Annotated in this window: 29 protein-coding genes, 3 tRNA genes and 1 rRNA gene; all 33 read right to left on the bottom strand. The window is 56.1% G+C overall.

The window, feature by feature from the left end; translation table 11 throughout:
- Nucleotides 1-5 precede the first annotated feature (5 nt).
- The gene (gene rpsK, locus BMZ23_RS12785; RefSeq protein ID WP_083728622.1) at nucleotides 6-395 is read right to left on the bottom strand and encodes a 30S ribosomal protein S11; all 390 of its coding nucleotides are present in this window, start codon (nucleotides 393-395) and stop codon (nucleotides 6-8) included.
- 18 nt (nucleotides 396-413) lie between these two features.
- A complete protein-coding gene (gene rpsM / locus BMZ23_RS12780; RefSeq protein ID WP_093478093.1) occupies nucleotides 414-770 on the bottom strand; it encodes a 30S ribosomal protein S13 in 357 nt (118 codons plus the stop codon).
- A gap of 165 nt (nucleotides 771-935) precedes the next feature.
- Nucleotides 936-1,052 (bottom strand): 50S ribosomal protein L36, encoded by a 117-nt coding sequence (gene rpmJ, locus BMZ23_RS12775; protein WP_093478090.1) that lies wholly within the window; start codon nucleotides 1,050-1,052, stop codon nucleotides 936-938.
- Between the two features lie 27 nt (nucleotides 1,053-1,079).
- The gene (gene secY, locus BMZ23_RS12770; protein WP_093478087.1) at nucleotides 1,080-2,411 is read right to left on the bottom strand and encodes a preprotein translocase subunit SecY; all 1,332 of its coding nucleotides are present in this window, start codon (nucleotides 2,409-2,411) and stop codon (nucleotides 1,080-1,082) included.
- The gene (rplO, locus tag BMZ23_RS12765) at nucleotides 2,412-2,846 is read right to left on the bottom strand and encodes a 50S ribosomal protein L15 (RefSeq protein ID WP_093478084.1); all 435 of its coding nucleotides are present in this window, start codon (nucleotides 2,844-2,846) and stop codon (nucleotides 2,412-2,414) included.
- 3 nt (nucleotides 2,847-2,849) lie between these two features.
- On the bottom strand, nucleotides 2,850-3,032 hold the full coding sequence (gene rpmD / locus BMZ23_RS12760) for a 50S ribosomal protein L30 (RefSeq protein WP_093478081.1): 183 nt from the start codon (nucleotides 3,030-3,032) through the stop codon (nucleotides 2,850-2,852).
- A gap of 6 nt (nucleotides 3,033-3,038) precedes the next feature.
- Nucleotides 3,039-3,542, bottom strand: coding sequence for a 30S ribosomal protein S5 (gene rpsE / locus BMZ23_RS12755; RefSeq protein WP_093478078.1), 504 nt, complete (start codon nucleotides 3,540-3,542; stop codon nucleotides 3,039-3,041).
- A gap of 11 nt (nucleotides 3,543-3,553) precedes the next feature.
- Nucleotides 3,554-3,904: a 50S ribosomal protein L18 gene (rplR, locus tag BMZ23_RS12750; RefSeq protein WP_093478075.1), complete on the bottom strand. Its 351-nt coding sequence runs from the start codon at nucleotides 3,902-3,904 to the stop codon at nucleotides 3,554-3,556.
- 11 nt (nucleotides 3,905-3,915) lie between these two features.
- Complete coding sequence (gene rplF, locus BMZ23_RS12745) at nucleotides 3,916-4,446, bottom strand: 50S ribosomal protein L6 (protein WP_093478072.1); 531 nt, start codon at nucleotides 4,444-4,446, stop codon at nucleotides 3,916-3,918.
- A gap of 12 nt (nucleotides 4,447-4,458) precedes the next feature.
- Nucleotides 4,459-4,851, bottom strand: coding sequence for a 30S ribosomal protein S8 (gene rpsH / locus BMZ23_RS12740; RefSeq protein ID WP_093478069.1), 393 nt, complete (start codon nucleotides 4,849-4,851; stop codon nucleotides 4,459-4,461).
- A 37-nt stretch (nucleotides 4,852-4,888) separates the two neighbouring features.
- Nucleotides 4,889-5,194, bottom strand: a complete 306-nt coding sequence (gene rpsN, locus BMZ23_RS12735; protein WP_093478066.1) for a 30S ribosomal protein S14 — start codon at nucleotides 5,192-5,194, stop codon at nucleotides 4,889-4,891.
- Between the two features lie 11 nt (nucleotides 5,195-5,205).
- Nucleotides 5,206-5,745 (bottom strand): 50S ribosomal protein L5, encoded by a 540-nt coding sequence (gene rplE / locus BMZ23_RS12730; RefSeq protein WP_093478278.1) that lies wholly within the window; start codon nucleotides 5,743-5,745, stop codon nucleotides 5,206-5,208.
- Between the two features lie 17 nt (nucleotides 5,746-5,762).
- Nucleotides 5,763-6,077 (bottom strand): 50S ribosomal protein L24, encoded by a 315-nt coding sequence (rplX, locus tag BMZ23_RS12725; protein ID WP_093478063.1) that lies wholly within the window; start codon nucleotides 6,075-6,077, stop codon nucleotides 5,763-5,765.
- Nucleotides 6,078-6,088: 11 nt separating this feature from the next.
- Entirely contained in the window at nucleotides 6,089-6,457 is a 369-nt protein-coding gene (rplN, locus tag BMZ23_RS12720) for a 50S ribosomal protein L14 (RefSeq protein ID WP_093478060.1), read from the bottom strand.
- A 40-nt stretch (nucleotides 6,458-6,497) separates the two neighbouring features.
- Nucleotides 6,498-6,761, bottom strand: coding sequence for a 30S ribosomal protein S17 (rpsQ, locus tag BMZ23_RS12715; protein WP_093478057.1), 264 nt, complete (start codon nucleotides 6,759-6,761; stop codon nucleotides 6,498-6,500).
- Between the two features lie 2 nt (nucleotides 6,762-6,763).
- The gene (gene rpmC / locus BMZ23_RS12710) at nucleotides 6,764-6,955 is read right to left on the bottom strand and encodes a 50S ribosomal protein L29 (RefSeq protein ID WP_093478054.1); all 192 of its coding nucleotides are present in this window, start codon (nucleotides 6,953-6,955) and stop codon (nucleotides 6,764-6,766) included.
- Nucleotides 6,955-7,368 (bottom strand): 50S ribosomal protein L16, encoded by a 414-nt coding sequence (gene rplP, locus BMZ23_RS12705; protein WP_093478051.1) that lies wholly within the window; start codon nucleotides 7,366-7,368, stop codon nucleotides 6,955-6,957. The genes rpmC and rplP overlap by 1 nt, the downstream gene beginning before the upstream one ends.
- 11 nt (nucleotides 7,369-7,379) lie before the next feature.
- Nucleotides 7,380-8,060: a 30S ribosomal protein S3 gene (gene rpsC / locus BMZ23_RS12700; RefSeq protein ID WP_093478048.1), complete on the bottom strand. Its 681-nt coding sequence runs from the start codon at nucleotides 8,058-8,060 to the stop codon at nucleotides 7,380-7,382.
- 11 nt (nucleotides 8,061-8,071) lie between these two features.
- Nucleotides 8,072-8,404 carry a 50S ribosomal protein L22 gene (rplV, locus tag BMZ23_RS12695; RefSeq protein WP_093478045.1) on the bottom strand — a complete coding sequence of 111 codons (333 nt, stop codon included), beginning with the start codon at nucleotides 8,402-8,404 and terminating at the stop codon, nucleotides 8,072-8,074.
- Nucleotides 8,405-8,416: 12 nt separating this feature from the next.
- Complete coding sequence (gene rpsS / locus BMZ23_RS12690) at nucleotides 8,417-8,692, bottom strand: 30S ribosomal protein S19 (protein WP_093478042.1); 276 nt, start codon at nucleotides 8,690-8,692, stop codon at nucleotides 8,417-8,419.
- Between the two features lie 17 nt (nucleotides 8,693-8,709).
- Entirely contained in the window at nucleotides 8,710-9,534 is an 825-nt protein-coding gene (gene rplB, locus BMZ23_RS12685; protein WP_093478039.1) for a 50S ribosomal protein L2, read from the bottom strand.
- A gap of 11 nt (nucleotides 9,535-9,545) precedes the next feature.
- A complete protein-coding gene (gene rplW / locus BMZ23_RS12680) occupies nucleotides 9,546-9,842 on the bottom strand; it encodes a 50S ribosomal protein L23 (RefSeq protein WP_093478036.1) in 297 nt (98 codons plus the stop codon).
- A complete protein-coding gene (rplD, locus tag BMZ23_RS12675) occupies nucleotides 9,839-10,441 on the bottom strand; it encodes a 50S ribosomal protein L4 (RefSeq protein ID WP_093478033.1) in 603 nt (200 codons plus the stop codon). Before rplD ends, rplW begins: the two co-directional genes overlap by 4 nt.
- Nucleotides 10,442-10,453: 12 nt before the next feature.
- Complete coding sequence (rplC, locus tag BMZ23_RS12670; RefSeq protein ID WP_093478030.1) at nucleotides 10,454-11,092, bottom strand: 50S ribosomal protein L3; 639 nt, start codon at nucleotides 11,090-11,092, stop codon at nucleotides 10,454-10,456.
- A gap of 93 nt (nucleotides 11,093-11,185) precedes the next feature.
- Complete coding sequence (gene rpsJ / locus BMZ23_RS12665; protein ID WP_028614853.1) at nucleotides 11,186-11,497, bottom strand: 30S ribosomal protein S10; 312 nt, start codon at nucleotides 11,495-11,497, stop codon at nucleotides 11,186-11,188.
- A gap of 153 nt (nucleotides 11,498-11,650) precedes the next feature.
- Nucleotides 11,651-12,847, bottom strand: a complete 1,197-nt coding sequence (tuf, locus tag BMZ23_RS12660) for an elongation factor Tu (RefSeq protein ID WP_093478027.1) — start codon at nucleotides 12,845-12,847, stop codon at nucleotides 11,651-11,653.
- Nucleotides 12,848-12,931: 84 nt separating this feature from the next.
- Nucleotides 12,932-13,007 (bottom strand) — tRNA-Thr (locus tag BMZ23_RS12655).
- Nucleotides 13,008-13,028: 21 nt separating this feature from the next.
- Nucleotides 13,029-13,102 (bottom strand) — tRNA-Gly (locus BMZ23_RS12650).
- 23 nt (nucleotides 13,103-13,125) lie between these two features.
- Nucleotides 13,126-13,210: transfer RNA gene (locus BMZ23_RS12645), tRNA-Tyr, on the bottom strand.
- A 148-nt stretch (nucleotides 13,211-13,358) separates the two neighbouring features.
- Complete coding sequence (locus tag BMZ23_RS12640) at nucleotides 13,359-14,039, bottom strand: hypothetical protein (RefSeq protein ID WP_143069597.1); 681 nt, start codon at nucleotides 14,037-14,039, stop codon at nucleotides 13,359-13,361.
- Entirely contained in the window at nucleotides 14,036-14,779 is a 744-nt protein-coding gene (locus tag BMZ23_RS12635; RefSeq protein WP_093478021.1) for a type III pantothenate kinase, read from the bottom strand. Before BMZ23_RS12635 ends, BMZ23_RS12640 begins: the two co-directional genes overlap by 4 nt.
- Nucleotides 14,763-15,737: a bifunctional biotin--[acetyl-CoA-carboxylase] ligase/biotin operon repressor BirA gene (birA, locus tag BMZ23_RS12630; RefSeq protein ID WP_093478018.1), complete on the bottom strand. Its 975-nt coding sequence runs from the start codon at nucleotides 15,735-15,737 to the stop codon at nucleotides 14,763-14,765. The genes BMZ23_RS12635 and birA overlap by 17 nt, the downstream gene beginning before the upstream one ends.
- A 294-nt stretch (nucleotides 15,738-16,031) precedes the next feature.
- Nucleotides 16,032-16,147, bottom strand: a 5S ribosomal RNA gene (rrf, locus tag BMZ23_RS12625).
- Between the last annotated feature and the right edge of the window lie 101 nt (nucleotides 16,148-16,248).

Below are 16,248 nucleotides of genomic sequence, written 5' to 3'. Positions count from 1 at the left end.
CCTGATTAAACGCGACGCTTTTTCGGCGGGCGACAGCCGTTGTGCGGGATAGGGGTTACGTCGGTGATGCTGCTGATCTTGTAGCCACAGGAATTCAGCGCACGCACGGCGGATTCGCGACCCGGGCCTGGGCCCTTCACGCACACGTCGAGGTTCTTCAGACCATACTCAAGGGCCGCCTGACCAGCACGCTCTGCAGCCACCTGGGCAGCGAACGGGGTGCTCTTGCGCGAACCACGGAAGCCCGAACCACCGGAAGTGGCCCAGCTCAGTGCGTTACCCTGACGATCGGTAATGGTAATGATGGTGTTATTGAACGACGCATGGATGTGGGCTACCCCGTCAACCACCGTCTTCTTGACTTTTTTACGGACACGAGCTGCTGGCTTTGCCATATCTCTATTCCTCAGCGATTACTTGCGGATCGGCTTGCGCGGACCCTTACGGGTACGGGCATTGGTCTTGGTGCGCTGACCGTGGACCGGCAGGCCCTTACGGTGACGCAGACCACGGTAGCAACCCAGATCCATGAGACGCTTGATGCTCATGCTGATCGAACGACGCAGATCACCTTCAACGGTGCTCTTGGCAACTTCGTTACGCAGCAGATCAACCTGCTCCTCGCTGAGGTCCTTGATTTTTGCATCCGGGGCAATGCCGGTTGCGGCACAGATACTCTGCGCCTTGGTCTGACCGATACCATAGATATAGGTCAGAGAGATAACAGTGTGCTTGTTATCCGGGATGTTGACGCCTGCAATACGGGCCATCCAAATTTACTCCGTCTGACAGCTACCTGACTCACCCAAACAAAGGGTGTTCGAAAAAGGGTGCAGTAGGGTAGCGCTAACTTGAACAAAAATCAACCGCCCAACCAGAACTCTGGTCGGGCAGTCGGTTATCCTGAGACGTAGCCTTCAATCAATCGCCTGGAATTAACCCTGGCGCTGCTTGTGACGGGGCTCAGCACTGCAGATCACCCGCACGCTGCCATTACGGCGAATGACCTTGCAGTTACGGCAAAGCGGCTTTACAGAGGCTGCAACTTTCATCAGTAACTCCTGAATCCCGGAGGGTTATCAGCGCAGCAAACCGCCGCTACCGTAGCCCTTCAGGTTCGATTTCTTCATAAGGGATTCGTACTGCTGTGAAACGAGGTGCGATTGTACTTGGGCCATGAAGTCCATGACAACCACAACAACGATCAGCAGCGAAGTCCCGCCAAGGTAGAACGGCACATTAGCCGACACCACCAGAAACTGCGGCAACAGACAAACCGCAGTCATATACAGAGAGCCGAACAGGGTCAGACGGGTCAGCACACCATCGATGTAGCGTGCGGACTGCTCACCTGGGCGTATACCCGGAATGAAAGCGCCCGACTTCTTGAGGTTCTCTGCAACTTCCTTGGGGTTGAACATCAGAGCAGTGTAGAAGAAGCAGAAGAAAATGATCCCCGCACTGAACAACAGAATATTCAACGGCTGACCTGGTGCAATAGCCTGCGAAATCGACACCAGCCAACCCATACTTTCACTCTGGCCGAACCAGGTGCCCAGCGAGGCCGGGAACAGCAGGATACTGCTGGCAAAGATCGCAGGAATAACACCCGCCATATTCACCTTCAATGGTAGATGGCTGGTCTGCGCAGCAAACACCTTGCGGCCTTGCTGACGCTTGGCATAGTTCACCGTAATGCGGCGTTGACCACGCTCGATAAACACCACGAAGGCAACCAGCGCAATCGCCAGGATGGCAATTGCAATCAGCGCGAAGATATTGATATCGCCCTGACGTGAAGCTTCGAACGACTGACCGATGGCACTCGGCAGACCCGCAACGATACCGGCGAAGATCAGCATGGAGATACCGTTGCCGACACCACGCTCGGTAATCTGCTCACCCAGCCACATCATGAACATCGCACCAGACACAAAGGTGGTTACTGCGATGAAATAGAAACCGAAGCCGGTATTGAACGCTACGCCCTGACTGGCAAGGCCAACCGACATACCGATTGCCTGAATGAACGCCAACACCAGCGTCAGATAACGCGTGTACTGACTGATCTTCCGACGACCGGACTCGCCTTCCTTTTTCAGCTGTTCGAGCGACGGGGTAACCGCCGTCATCAGCTGCATGATAATAGAGGCCGAGATGTACGGCATGATGCCCAGAGCGAAGATACTCATCCGCTCCAGCGCACCACCCGAGAACATATTGAACAGACTGAGAATGGTGCCCTCATTTTGTCTGAACAGATCAGCCAAACGATCGGGGTTGATACCGGGCACCGGAATATGTGCACCGATACGGTAAACCACGATCGCCAGGAACAGGAAGCGCAGGCGCCCCCAGAGTTCACCCAGGCCACTGGTATTCAGTCCGGAGAGAGCGCCTTGCTTAGCCATTTAGTCCTCGATTTTGCCGCCAGCTGCTTCAATCGCTGCACGCGCACCCTTGGTGACCATCAGGCCCTTCAGGTTCAGTGCCTTGGTAATGTCTCCGGAGAGAACAATCTTGGCACGCACGTACTTGTTGCTGATGATGTTGGCATCCTTCAGCGCTTGCAGATCAACAACATCAACCGCCAGCTTGTTCAGCTCGCTGGTACGAATCTCGGCAGTCACCATAGCAATACGCGAGGTGAAGCCGAACTTCGGCAGACGACGGTGCAGAGGCTGCTGGCCGCCCTCGAAGCCCGGAGCGACGGTGCCGCCTGAACGCGAGGTCAAACCCTTGTGGCCGCGACCGGCAGTCTTGCCCAGGCCGCTGCCGATACCGCGACCGACCCGATGCTTTTCGCGACGGGCGCCCGGTGCGGAACGCAGATCATTCAGTTTCATGTCTTAACCCTCTACCCGAACCATGTAGTAGACCTTGTTGATCATCCCACGGACAGCCGGAGTATCTTCGACTTCAACGGTGTGACCGATGCGGCGCAGACCCAGACCCTGAACACAGAGCTTGTGGTTGGGCAGGCGACCGACAACGCTCTTGGTCAGCGTCACTTTGATTTTTGCGTTAGCCATCTCGGATTACCCCTGGATGTCTTCAACAGTCTTGCCGCGCTTGGCCGCTACAGACTCGGGAGACTGCATCGACTTCAGGCCCTTGTAGGTAGCCTGAACGACGTTGACCGGATTGGTGGAACCGTAGCACTTGGCCAGAACGTTATGCACACCGGCCGCTTCCAGCACGGCACGCATCGCACCACCAGCAATGACACCGGTACCTTCCGAGGCAGGCTGCATGAACACCTTGGAGGCGCCATGCGCTGCACGGACCGGATACTGCAGAGTGGTGCCGTTCAGATCCACCTGAATCATGTTACGGCGGGCAGCTTCCATCGCCTTCTGGATCGCAGCAGGCACTTCACGTGCCTTGCCACGACCAAAGCCGACGCGGCCCTTGCCATCGCCTACTACGGTGAGAGCGGTAAAGGCAAAGATACGTCCGCCCTTCACTACCTTGGCAACGCGGTTAACCTGTACCAGCTTCTCGATGTAACCTTCGTCGCGCTTCTGATCGAAATTAGCCATAGCTTCTACCCTTAGAATTCCAGCCCGCCTTCACGAGCGGCGTCGGCCAGCGCCTTGACGCGGCCATGATACTTGAAGCCGGAACGGTCGAAGGCGACCTGAGTCACACCGGCGGCCTTGGCACGCTCGGCAACCAGCTGGCCAACCTGCTTGGCTGCTTCAATGTTGCCGGTCTTGCCACTACGCAGACTCTCATCCAGGGTCGACGCACTGGCCAGCACCTTGGAACCATCAGCGGAGATCACTTGCGCGTACATGTGCTGCGAAGAACGGTACACGCACAGACGTACGGCTTCCAGCTCACGCATTTTCAGACGCGAACGGCGAGCGCGACGGAGACGAATAACTTTTTTATCGCTCATTTTGCTATGCCCTACTTCTTCTTGGCTTCTTTACGACGCACGATCTCGTCGGAGTAGCGAACACCCTTGCCCTTGTAAGGCTCTGGGCGGCGGAATTCACGAATCTCCGCGGCTACCTGACCGATCAATTGCTTGTCGATGCCCTTGAGGATGATGTCAGTCTGGCTGGGGGTTTCACAGACGATCCCCTCAGGCAGCTGGTAGTCGATCGAGTGCGAGAACCCCAGAGCCAGCGACAGAACCTGACCTTTGGCCTGGGCCTTGTAGCCCACACCGACCAGTTGCAGCTTGCGCTCGAAGCCTTGGGTGACACCAATGACCATATTATTGACCAGCGCACGGGTGGTACCGGCCATGGCCATATTCGGGCTGCCCGGGCGGGCGGCGAAGTTAAGCTCGCCATCCTGCTGGACAACTTCTACGGACGGATGCAGGTTCAGCTCGAGAGTACCCTTGGCACCCTTTACCGAAATGGCCTGACCATCCAGTTTTACTTCTACTCCCTGCGGCAGCTTGACAGGGCTTTTAGCGACGCGAGACATCGTAACCCCCTATCAGAATACTGTGCAGAGAACTTCGCCGCCGATACCGGCAGCGCGCGCAGCGCGGTCAGTCATCACACCTTTGTTGGTGGAGACAATGGAGACACCGAGACCGCCCTTGACGCGGGGCAGCTCGTTGACCGGCTTGTACTGGCGCAGACCGGGACGGCTTACGCGCTTCAGGTCTTCAATTACCGGCTTGCCTTCGAAATACTTCAGCTCGATGGACAGTACCGGCTTGGCGTCAGCTGACACCTGGAAATCGGCTACGTAGCCTTCGTCCTTCAGCACCTTGGCGACAGCCACCTTCAGCTTTGCCGAAGGCATGCTGACACTGGACTTTTCAGCCATCTGGGCATTACGGATGCGAGTCAGCATGTCTGCCAACGGGTCCTGCATACTCATGGGCTCTTGCTCCTGAAAATGAGTAGTGGTGGTCTAGTTACCAGCTGGCCTTGACCAGACCGGGAACATCGCCGCGCATCGCTGCTTCACGCAGCTTGATACGGCTCAGACCGAACTTGCGATATACACCGTGCGGACGGCCGGTGATGCGGCAGCGGTTACGCTGGCGCACCGGGCTTGCATCGCGCGGCAGTTTTTGCAGCGCTACCTGGGCAGCCCAACGGTCCTCGGCAGAGGCGTTGATATTGCCGATGGTAGCCTTGAGTTCTGCACGCTTGGCGGCGTACTTGGCAACCAGACGAGTGCGCTTGGCCTCGCGGTTCTTCATACTGATTTTTGCCATGTCCTGACCCCTTAGTTACGGAACGGGAATTTGAACGCACGCAGGAGCGCACGACCTTCGTCGTCGTTCCGCGCAGTGGTAGTCAGGGTAATGTCCAGACCACGCAGAGCATCGATACGATCGTAATCGATTTCCGGGAAAATGATCTGTTCCTTGACGCCCATGCTGTAGTTACCGCGACCGTCGAACGACTTGGCGTTCAGACCACGGAAGTCACGCACACGCGGCAGGGAAATCGCCAGCAGACGGTCGAGAAACTCGTACATCTGCTCACGACGCAGGGTCACCTTGACACCGATCGGCCAGCCGTCACGAATCTTGAAGCCGGCAATCGATTTGCGCGCATAGGTTACCACACCCTTGCGGCCAGTGATCTTTTCCAGATCGGCCAGGGCATTTTCGATGACTTTCTTGTCACCGACCGCTTCACCAAGGCCCATGTTCAGGGTGATCTTGGTGATTTTCGGCACTTCCATCACATTCTTCAGGCCGAGATCTTCCTTCAGCTTGGGAACGAGGTTAGTGCGGTAATGTTCTTTCAATCTCGCCATGGTAAGCACCTAGATTCTCAAGCGTCGACGGCTTTTTGGGTCGACTTGAAAATACGCACCTTCTTCCCGTCTTCTACCTTGAAGCCGATACGATCGGCCTTGCTGGTTTCGGGGTTGAAGATAGCCACGTTGGAGACGTGGATCGGCGCCTCCTTTTCAACAATGCCGCCCTGACGACCAGCCATTGGATTTGGCTTGGTGTGGCGCTTGACAATGTTGACACCGGCGATCAGCAGGCGCTGATCAGCGAGGACCTTGAGGACCTTGCCGCGCTTGCCTTTGTCCTTGCCGGCGATGACGATTACGTCGTCGTCTTTTTTGATCTTCTGCATGACCGGGCTCCTTACAGCACTTCGGGCGCGAGAGAAACGATCTTCATGAACTTGTCACCGCGAAGTTCACGAGTCACTGGCCCAAAGATGCGGGTACCGATCGGCTCCTGCTTGTTGTTCAGCAGTACCGCGGCATTACCATCGAAGCGGATCAGCGAGCCATCAGGGCGACGAACGCCGTGACGGGTACGCACGATAACCGCATTGAGCACCTGGCCTTTCTTTACCTTACCGCGCGGAATCGCTTCCTTGACGGTAACTTTAATGATGTCGCCAATGCCAGCGTAGCGGCGGTGAGAACCGCCCAGAACCTTGATGCACATGACACGACGTGCACCACTGTTGTCTGCCACATCCAGCATGGATTGAGTCTGAATCATAAATTTCTCCGACCCTTGAATAATCCGCTAAGCGCGGGGCTTAAACCTGAACCGCGCGCTCGTCGACCTGCACCAGGGTCCAGCTCTTGGTCTTGGCCAAGGGACGGGTTTCCCGGATTGTTACCAGATCGCCGATACGGCATTCGTTGTTTTCATCATGTGCGTGCAGCTTGGTGGAGCGCTTTACGTACTTACCGTACAGCGGGTGCTTCACCTGACGCTCGACGAGCACAGTGATGGTCTTTTCCATCTTGTCACTGACCACGCGGCCAGTAACGGTACGTACTGTAGTGTTCTCGGCCATGATCAGTTACCACCTTTCTGATTGAGCACGGTCTTGACCCGGGCAATGTCACGCTTGACCTGCTTGAGCAGGTGGCTTTGACCCAGCTGACCGGTTGCCTTCTGCATACGCAGATTGAACTGATCACGCAGCAGGGTAAGCAGCTGCTCGTTCAGTTGCTCGGCATTTTTTTCACGAAGTTCTGTCGCTTTCATCACATCACCGTCCGCTTGACAAAGGTGGTAGCGAGCGGCAGCTTGGCAGCGGCCAGGGCAAACGCTTCACGCGCCAGCTCTTCGGAAACACCTTCAATTTCATACAGGACCTTGCCCGGCTGGATCTGGGCTACCCAGTACTCCACGCCACCCTTACCTTTACCCATACGTACTTCCAGGGGCTTTTTGGTAATCGGCTTGTCCGGAAAAACACGAATCCAGATCTTGCCGCCACGCTTTACGTGACGGGTCAGGGCACGACGTGCCGCTTCGATCTGACGTGCGGTCAGACGACCACGACCAACAGCTTTAAGCGCATACTCGCCAAAGCTGACCTTACTGCCGCGATGCGCCAGACCACGGTTGTGGCCGGTCATTTGCTTGCGGAACTTCGTACGCTTCGGTTGCAACATGTGCGTACCCCTTACTTAGCAGCTTTTTTCTTGGGAGCGGCAGCCTTGGTCTCTTCGGGCATACCACCAATGATTTCGCCCTTGAAGATCCATACCTTTACGCCAATCACACCGTAGGTGGTGTGGGCTTCGGCTGTCGAGTAGTCAATGTCTGCACGCAGAGTGTGCAGCGGCACGCGGCCTTCACGGTACCATTCGGTCCGGGCAATCTCGGCACCGCCAAGACGACCACTAACCTGGATCTTGATACCCTTGGCGCCGGTACGAATGGCGTTCTGTACCGCGCGCTTCATGGCGCGACGGAACATCACGCGACGCTCCAGCTGCTGGGCTACGCTCTGGGCAACCAGTGCAGCATCGATATCCGGCTTGCGGATTTCTTCGATGTTGATGTGTACCGGAACGCCCATCTGCTGGGTCAGTTCCTGACGCAGCTTTTCTACGTCCTCACCCTTCTTGCCAATCACGATACCCGGACGGGCGGTGTGGATGGTAATGCGGGCTGTCTGGGCCGGACGCTGAATATCAACGCGACTGACAGAGGCAGCTTTCAGTTTGTCCTGAATGTACGCACGTACTTTCAGGTCAGTGTTCAGATAGTCGGCATAGGTGCGACCATCTGCATACCACACCGAAGTGTGGTCTTTGACGATACCCAGGCGAATGCCTGTCGGATGTACTTTCTGACCCATGTGATCGACTCCTACTTGTCAGCAACCTTGACCGTGATATGGCAAGACCGCTTTACGATGCGATCAGCACGGCCTTTGGCACGCGGCATGATGCGCTTCAGGGAGCGACCTTCGTTTACAAACACGGTGGAGACCTTCAGATCATCCACGTCAGCACCATCATTGTGTTCGGCGTTGGCGATTGCCGACTCCAGAACCTTCTTGATGATGCTGGCGGCTTTCTTGTTGCTGAAAGCCAACAGGCTGAGGGCTTCGTCGACCTTTTTCCCACGGATCTGGTCGGCAACCAGACGCGCCTTCTGGGCAGAGAGTCGGGCGCCCTTGAGAGTAGCGGCTACTTCCATCTTTCTAACCCCTTAGCGCTTGGCTTTCTTGTCTGCCGCGTGACCACGATAGGTACGGGTGGCAGAGAATTCGCCCAGTTTGTGACCGACCATATCTTCAGTGATGATCACCGGGACATGCTGGCGGCCGTTATGTACAGCAATGGTCAGACCAACCATTTGCGGCAGGATCATGGAACGGCGCGACCAGGTTTTAACCGGCTTGCGATCGTTCTTCTCTACTGCCACTTCGACCTTCTTCAACAGGTGAAGATCGATAAAAGGACCTTTCTTCAGAGAACGCGGCACTGTCGTATCCCCTCTAATTACTTGCTGCGACGACGGACAATCATCTTGTCAGTGCGCTTGTTGGACCGAGTCTTGGCACCCTTGGTCGGGAAGCCCCACGGCGACACCGGATGACGACCACCAGAAGTACGACCTTCACCACCACCATGCGGGTGGTCAACCGGGTTCATGGCAACACCACGAACGGTCGGACGCACACCACGCCAGCGTTTGGCGCCAGCCTTGCCGAGGGAGCGCAGGCTGTGCTCACCGTTGGACACTTCGCCCAGGGTGGCACGGCACTCGCCCAGCACTTTGCGCATCTCGCCGGAGCGCAGACGCACGGTGACATAGGCACCCTCACGGGCAACCAACTGAACAGACGCACCGGCACTGCGCGCAATCTGGGCACCTTTGCCAGGCTTCAGCTCGATACCATGGATAGTGCTACCGACCGGAATGTTGCGCAGTGGCAAACAGTTACCCGGCTTGATCGGCGCCTCAGCACCCGAGGTCAGCTGATCGCCAGCCTTCACGCCCTTGGGAGCAATGATGTAGCGGCGCTCGCCATCGGCATACTTCAGCAGAGCAATATGAGCGGTACGGTTCGGATCGTATTCGATACGCTCAACGACGGCAGGAATGCCATCTTTGTTGCGTCGAAAATCGACCAGACGGTAATGCTGCTTGTGGCCGCCCCCGCGGTGACGGGTAGTAATGCGACCGTTGTTGTTACGACCACCGGACTTACCTTGCTTCTCGAGCAGGGGCGCATAGGGAGCACCCTTGTGCAGGTCGGGAGTAACGACCTTGACGACGAAGCGGCGACCAGCGGAAGTAGGCTTACACTTAACAATTGCCATGATGTATCCCCTTATTCAGCGCTGGCGAAGTCGATGTCCTGACCCGGCTCAAGGCAGACATAGGCCTTTTTCCAGTCATTACGCTTGCCCAGGCCGCGCATGGTGCGCTTGGTCTTGCCCTTCACATTGAGGGTAGACACAGCCTTGACCTTGACCTTGAACAGCTGTTCAACGGCCTTCTTGATCTCCAGCTTGTTGGCGGAGGTGTCGACCTTGAAGACGATCTGGTTCTTGGCATCAGCCAGAACGGTGGCCTTCTCGGATACGTGCGGGCCCAGCAGGACCTTGTAAATACGCTCCTGGTTCATCCCAGCATCTCCTCGAACTTCTTGACTGCGCCAACAGTCATCAGCACCTTGTCGTAGGCAATCAGGCTGACCGGATCGGAACCATTGACGTCACGTACATCGACGTGCGGCAGGTTGCGCGCGGCCAGATACAGATTCTCGTCGACGCTGTCGCTAACAATCAGCACGTTGTTCAGGTTCAGTTCGTTCAGCTTGCTGATCAGACCTTTGGTCTTGGGAGCGTCGACACTGAAGTTCTCGACTACCACCAGACGCTCCTGACGCACCAGCTCGGAAAGAATCGAGCGCAGGGCACCGCGATACATCTTGCGGTTCAGCTTCTGTTCGAAATCACGCGGACGGGCTGCAAAAGTGGTACCGCCGCCGCGCCAGATCGGGCTACGGATGGTACCGGCACGTGCACGACCGGAACCTTTCTGACGCCAGGGCTTCTTGCCGCCACCAGACACATCAGAACGGGTTTTTTGCTGCTTGGTGCCCTGACGACCGCCAGCCATATAGGCGACGACTGCCTGGTGAACCAGAGTTTCGTTAAATTCGGTGGCAAAGGTCTGATCGGAAACTTCGATCGCGCTCGCACCTGCTACATTCAGATTCATCGAGACTCCCCCTTAACCCTTGGCCTTGACTGCCGGGCGAACGATGACGTCGCTACCGGTTGCGCCAGGTACTGCGCCCTTGACGAGCAGCAGGTTGCGTTCGGCGTCTACGCGAACGATTTCCAGAGTCTGCACGGTGACTTGCTCGTCACCCATGTGACCGGCCATCTTCTTGCCTTTGAAAACGCGACCGGGAGTCTGGCACTGGCCGATGGAGCCCGGCACACGGTGCGAAACCGAGTTGCCGTGAGTGGCGTCCTGACCGCGGAAGTTCCAGCGCTTGATGGTACCGGCGAAGCCCTTACCCTTGGATTGGCCGGTAACGTCTACTTTCTGGCCCGCTTCGAACATGCCGACGGTGACTTCTGCACCAGCCTCGAACTCCTGACCTTCTTCAAGGCGGAATTCACACACGCGACGACCGGCAGCCTGGCTGGCCTTGGCAAAATGCCCGGCCATCGGCTTGGTCACGCGGGTGGCGCGGCGCTCACCTACGGTAATCTGAATGGCTTGATAGCCATCATTTTCCAGGCTCTTAACCTGGGTGACACGGTTCGGCTCTACTTCAATCACCGTAACCGGAATGGAAACACCATCTTCAGTGAAAACGCGGGTCATACCGCATTTCCGGCCGACTACACCAATAGTCATGTTGTAAACCTCATGAGTGCACGGGGCTATTTACCCGCTATGGCCGCCCATTGCAGGGCGTTACACGACTGATAGCCCCCGTCGTGTGGGGCTTCAGCCGAGGCTGATCTGGACCTCAACACCTGCTGCCAGGTCCAGCTTCATCAGCGCATCAACAGTCTTGTCGGTGGGCTGAACGATATCCAGCACCCGCTTGTGGGTACGGATTTCGTACTGATCCCGCGCATCTTTGTTGACGTGCGGAGAAACCAGAACGGTAAAACGCTCTTTTCGTGTCGGAAGAGGTATCGGACCACGCACCTGAGCCCCAGTACGCTTCGCGGTATCCACGATTTCCTGGGTAGATTGATCAATCAGGCGATGGTCAAAAGCCTTCAACCGAATACGGATCTGTTGGTTCTGCATTTGACCAGAAACTCCAAATAACGGTTCTTCGGTCCTGCACGCAAAGCGGGCAGGCCCATCCAAGGGAGGCGCAATTCTACTGATGCGACCTGCAGCTGTCAACTGAAATGCAAAAGCCCCCGCAAGCGGGGGCTTTTGCTTCAGCTCAGATCATTACTCGATGATCTTGGCTACGACGCCGGCACCAACGGTACGACCACCTTCGCGGATCGCGAAGCGCAGGCCGTCTTCCATGGCGATCGGAGCGATCAGGGTCACAACCAGCTTGACGTTGTCACCCGGCATTACCATTTCCACGCCTTCCGGCAGTTCGCAGGAACCGGTCACGTCAGTAGTACGGAAGTAGAACTGCGGACGGTAGCCCTTGAAGAACGGGGTGTGGCGGCCGCCTTCGTCCTTGCCCAGTACGTAGACTTCGGCTTCGAACTTGGTGTGCGGGTTGATGGTGCCCGGCTTGGCCAGTACCTGACCACGCTCGACGTCTTCACGCTTGGTGCCACGCAGCAGCACACCAACGTTCTCACCGGCACGACCTTCGTCGAGCAGCTTGCGGAACATTTCAACACCAGTACAGGTAGTCTTGGTGGTCGGACGAATACCGACGATCTCGACTTCTTCCTGGATGCGAACGATACCGCGCTCAACACGGCCAGTTACTACGGTGCCACGACCGGAGATCGAGAACACGTCTTCGATCGGCATCAGGAACGGCTTGTCGATAGCACGCTCGGGCTCTGGGATGTAGGCATCCAGAGTCTCGACCAGCTTCTTCACTGCAGTGGTACCCATTTCGTTGTCGTCCTGGCCGTTCAGGGCCATCAGCGCGGAGCCGATAACGATCGGGGTGTCGTCGCCAGGGAAGTCGTAGGTGCTGAGCAGATCACGCACTTCCATTTCAACCAGTTCCAGCAGCTCTTCGTCATCTACCATGTCGGCCTTGTTCAGGAACACGACAATGTAGGGAACGCCTACCTGACGAGACAGCAGGATGTGCTCGCGAGTCTGCGGCATCGGGCCATCAGCCGCGGAACAGACCAGGATAGCGCCATCCATCTGGGCAGCACCGGTGATCATGTTCTTCACGTAGTCAGCGTGACCAGGGCAGTCAACGTGCGCGTAGTGACGAGTCGGTGAATCGTACTCAACGTGCGAGGTGTTGATGGTGATACCGCGAGCCTTTTCTTCCGGCGCGTTATCGATCTGGTCGAATGCGCGAGCAGCACCGCTACCGAATACTTCGGCACATACGCGGGTCAGAGCGGCAGTCAGGGTGGTCTTGCCATGGTCAACGTGACCAATGGTGCCCACGTTAAGGTGCGGTTTGCTGCGTTCGAACTTCTCTTTAGCCATCGAGAGATCCCCTCTTCGTGAGTGCAATGCGCGATTCACGCGACCATTAAATAAAAGGCAGATATTCGCATATCTGCCTTTATCTGGAGCTCATGAGCGGATTTGAACCGCTGACCTCACCCTTACCAAGGGTGTGCTCTACCAGCTGAGCTACATGAGCTTACACTGTTGCAGTGCCGACTGGAGCGGGTAGCGGGAATCGAACCCGCACCATCAGCTTGGAAGGCTGAGGTTCTACCATTGAACTATACCCGCCAAGCAACCGGCATTTGCGAATCTGGTGGAGGGGGAAGGATTCGAACCTTCGAAGGCTAAGCCGTCAGATTTACAGTCTGATCCCTTTGACCGCTCGGGAACCCCTCCGTAAGAGGGCGCCATTTTCTTCAGTTGCGGTCAGCCTGTCAACACCTTTTTCAATAAAAACCGCAAGTTGAACCTTTATTCTGCCGTACTGGATAAGTCGCAATCCATGGAATCATTCCTGCAGGCCAGCAGACTTGTACGACCGGCCTCAACGCGTCACACAGGGGCGAAATTGATGCTGCAACCCTGGAAAGCTCGAACGCAAGCGGGATAACATCGACTGATCAACCAGACGCCTTGATTTGGGCGCAACTTCCAGCCATATAAGGCTCTGCCGCTCACCCGTCTTTTCCACAAAAACCACTACACGCTCAGCACGCAACCGGGCCTCTTCTGCCCTGGCGGACTCAATGCTGTCGTATATGCCAAGCGCGACACGACCTGCGTGGACACCTTCACGCACCACAAAGGCACGCTGCTCAAGCCTGCCCAGACTTCGAACAATCTGCTCTGCAGTTTGCCCCGGGCGCGCCTCGACCAACAGCAAATATCGCTCCATCGCATCCATGGGCACCGGTTCCAGCTGGCTGTCAACTCCAGACGCCAATAACCTCTGGCGCAACTGATTTGCCCTGATGCTCTCCTGAAACGGGCCAAGCCTCATACACAACCAGATTTCAGCACCAGCCTCGCTATCCGTTAATCCGCCTTCAGCCTGACCCGACCCTGTTGGCGATGGCGATGGCGATGGCGATGGCGACCCAGAATGAACTTCCAACCCAGCGTCAACGGCAAGACTATTAATTCTGTGCTGTATCTGCTGCCAGCTCCACAATCCATACATGAAATTCAGCAGCAGCAGAAAAAGGAATACCGAGCGCATAATCAACGGCCTACCGGGCAGGCCAGTGCCAGGCCATCGAAAACAAGATCAGGTGCCAGTACCACCTGCTTATCAAGCATCGAGGCAATCAATGGCGCATCACCACCGGTCAATACAACAACAGCCTGCTCACCAAGTATCTTTCTCGCATTCAGAATCTGTGCATTGACAAAACCAAGCACCATGAGATCACACCCGTGCTCAACGGCCTCGCCCGTGGAGCCCCCTGGCGTCTCTAAATTTACCCGAGCATCCAGATCACTGTAACGTATAAGCCTTGTATGCTGTTTCAATGAGGACCTTAGCAAGCGCCGCCCAGGCGCGATAAAACCGCCAAGGTGCTGGCCACAACTACGGACATAATCAACTGTTATTGCTGTACCCAAATCCATGACAAGGGTGGCCATGCCAGTCTTGTTATAAGCAGCTACAAGCGCGAGCCAACGATCCATGCCCAACTGGCGATAATCTTTATATCCATTACTGACACCTGCAAGCACCCTCGCAGATCCCGCCAGAGCAGGCTTTATATGAAGCCAGCTGGCTAGCTGATCCAGCAGCCTCCGAGTCTCATCCTCAGACCTGACGCTTACCAGCCGGCATGCATGAATATCCCGCTCCTGAGCCCCGAGAAGACATTGGAGGTCAACCAGATCAGGTGACATATCCCGATCGCGAACACGGCCGCCCGAGTCTATCAGGCGCCATTTAATAAGCGTGTTGCCGCAATCAAGCTCGAGCAGCATCTAAGGCCCTTAGCGAGACTTCCCCGCCGTTCAATTCCAGGATCCGACCTTCCACTTCAAGCATCAATTGCCCCTCGCCGTTAACACCCCGGCATACGCCAGTGACCACTTGATCACCACTGATGATATTAACCTCACGACCCATGCAGAGATCGTACTCCGCCCACTCCTGGAGAAATGCTTCAAAGCCCTCACGCGCAAAGACATCCAAGCTATCAATCAATGCCTCAAGCAGGAGCGCAACCAGCTTGTTTCGATCTAATATTGCGCCTCGGTCGACCTGGTATAAAGAGACCCACGGCTGATCAATGGCGCTGGAGTTGTCCATCAGTACATTGATACCAACACCAACAATGGCCGTACAATCAGAAAGCAAATCGCCACTCAACTCGACAAGTATGCCCGCCAGTTTTTTTCCGCTGTGCAACAGATCATTTGGCCATTTGATCCCTATTCCCGTATAGCCTGCAGATCGCAGAGCCCGCACTGCAGCAATGCCAACGACCAGGCTGAGCCCTCCAAGTCGTGCTGCACCCATCTCAAATGGCATGCCTAGGGACAGATATATATTCTGAGCAAAAGGGCTTACCCAGTTACGCCCACGACGGCCACGTCCAGCCAGCTGCTCTTCTGCAACACATGCCAGGATTACCGGTGCCTGGTGTGACTGACGCATTATATGGGCATTCGTCGAGTCTACCCCCTCCAGCACAGTTACCTTTATCTTCGGCTGCAAGCTTGGTGGAAACGCTTGATAAATACGACCCTCATCTAGCAACGAAGCACCTTGAGGTATCCTGTAACCACGCCCCTTCACCCTGTCGAGCGGATAGCCCGCCAGTTCGATTTTTTTTAATGCCTTCCACACAGCAGCGCGGGACACACCCAAATGTGCGCCCAGTGTCTCACCAGAATGGAAGTGCCCGTCAGACATGAGCGTGATCAGTTCTTTCAGCATCAGCAGAATTCAGCCTGAGATAAAGCACCAGATCATACTCCTGCCAGGACGGTGCCGACAGGTGTGCTGAAGGTAAAAACCCCCGAGCTGTATCCAGATCGGGGGTTTTGTTTGAAGCTTGACGATGACCTACATTGACCCGGCCCATCGCGGCCATCGCTCTGCGGGCAGCCTGCGGCTGTCCACCGTTGCTCCAGGCGCAGTTGTCAGATGGGCGGGTGGCAGTGACAACAAGTATGGTCGCGCGCAAAGTAAAAACCCCGATCTGTTACCAGATCGGGGTTTTTGTTTGGTGCTTGACGATGACCTACTCTCACATGGGGAGACCCCACACTACCATCGGCGATGCGTCGTTTCACTTCTGAGTTCGGGATGGGATCAGGTGGTTCCAACGCTCTATGGTCGTCAAGCAATTCTTTAGCGGTGTCGTGTGGGCCTATGCTTTCACGCCATCGCGAATTGGGTCAGTGATGAAGTACGGCTTCGGTGGTTTGCAATCTCATGCAGTTCC

This window comes from Halopseudomonas yangmingensis, from assembly GCF_900114825.1.
Lineage (GTDB): Bacteria > Pseudomonadota > Gammaproteobacteria > Pseudomonadales > Pseudomonadaceae > Halopseudomonas > Halopseudomonas yangmingensis.
This window is presented reverse-complemented; position numbering and strand designations above follow the sequence as displayed.

Coding starts and splice junctions, on each gene's coding strand:
- rpsK (WP_083728622.1), bottom strand. CDS start 395: ATGGCAAAGCCAGCAGCTCGTGTCCGTAAAAAAGTCAAGAAGACGGTG.
- rpsM (WP_093478093.1), bottom strand. CDS start 770: ATGGCCCGTATTGCAGGCGTCAACATCCCGGATAACAAGCACACTGTT.
- rpmJ (WP_093478090.1), bottom strand. CDS start 1,052: ATGAAAGTTGCAGCCTCTGTAAAGCCGCTTTGCCGTAACTGCAAGGTC.
- secY (WP_093478087.1), bottom strand. CDS start 2,411: ATGGCTAAGCAAGGCGCTCTCTCCGGACTGAATACCAGTGGCCTGGGT.
- rplO (WP_093478084.1), bottom strand. CDS start 2,846: ATGAAACTGAATGATCTGCGTTCCGCACCGGGCGCCCGTCGCGAAAAG.
- rpmD (WP_093478081.1), bottom strand. CDS start 3,032: ATGGCTAACGCAAAAATCAAAGTGACGCTGACCAAGAGCGTTGTCGGT.
- rpsE (WP_093478078.1), bottom strand. CDS start 3,542: ATGGCTAATTTCGATCAGAAGCGCGACGAAGGTTACATCGAGAAGCTG.
- rplR (WP_093478075.1), bottom strand. CDS start 3,904: ATGAGCGATAAAAAAGTTATTCGTCTCCGTCGCGCTCGCCGTTCGCGT.
- rplF (WP_093478072.1), bottom strand. CDS start 4,446: ATGTCTCGCGTCGCTAAAAGCCCTGTCAAGCTGCCGCAGGGAGTAGAA.
- rpsH (WP_093478069.1), bottom strand. CDS start 4,851: ATGAGTATGCAGGACCCGTTGGCAGACATGCTGACTCGCATCCGTAAT.
- rpsN (WP_093478066.1), bottom strand. CDS start 5,194: ATGGCAAAAATCAGTATGAAGAACCGCGAGGCCAAGCGCACTCGTCTG.
- rplE (WP_093478278.1), bottom strand. CDS start 5,745: ATGGCGAGATTGAAAGAACATTACCGCACTAACCTCGTTCCCAAGCTG.
- rplX (WP_093478063.1), bottom strand. CDS start 6,077: ATGCAGAAGATCAAAAAAGACGACGACGTAATCGTCATCGCCGGCAAG.
- rplN (WP_093478060.1), bottom strand. CDS start 6,457: ATGATTCAGACTCAATCCATGCTGGATGTGGCAGACAACAGTGGTGCA.
- rpsQ (WP_093478057.1), bottom strand. CDS start 6,761: ATGGCCGAGAACACTACAGTACGTACCGTTACTGGCCGCGTGGTCAGT.
- rpmC (WP_093478054.1), bottom strand. CDS start 6,955: ATGAAAGCGACAGAACTTCGTGAAAAAAATGCCGAGCAACTGAACGAG.
- rplP (WP_093478051.1), bottom strand. CDS start 7,368: ATGTTGCAACCGAAGCGTACGAAGTTCCGCAAGCAAATGACCGGCCAC.
- rpsC (WP_093478048.1), bottom strand. CDS start 8,060: ATGGGTCAGAAAGTACATCCGACAGGCATTCGCCTGGGTATCGTCAAA.
- rplV (WP_093478045.1), bottom strand. CDS start 8,404: ATGGAAGTAGCCGCTACTCTCAAGGGCGCCCGACTCTCTGCCCAGAAG.
- rplB (WP_093478039.1), bottom strand. CDS start 9,534: ATGGCAATTGTTAAGTGTAAGCCTACTTCCGCTGGTCGCCGCTTCGTC.
- rplW (WP_093478036.1), bottom strand. CDS start 9,842: ATGAACCAGGAGCGTATTTACAAGGTCCTGCTGGGCCCGCACGTATCC.
- rplD (WP_093478033.1), bottom strand. CDS start 10,441: ATGAATCTGAATGTAGCAGGTGCGAGCGCGATCGAAGTTTCCGATCAG.
- rplC (WP_093478030.1), bottom strand. CDS start 11,092: ATGACTATTGGTGTAGTCGGCCGGAAATGCGGTATGACCCGCGTTTTC.
- rpsJ (WP_028614853.1), bottom strand. CDS start 11,497: ATGCAGAACCAACAGATCCGTATTCGGTTGAAGGCTTTTGACCATCGC.
- tuf (WP_093478027.1), bottom strand. CDS start 12,847: ATGGCTAAAGAGAAGTTCGAACGCAGCAAACCGCACCTTAACGTGGGC.
- BMZ23_RS12635 (WP_093478021.1), bottom strand. CDS start 14,779: ATGCTGCTCGAGCTTGATTGCGGCAACACGCTTATTAAATGGCGCCTG.
- birA (WP_093478018.1), bottom strand. CDS start 15,737: ATGCTGAAAGAACTGATCACGCTCATGTCTGACGGGCACTTCCATTCT.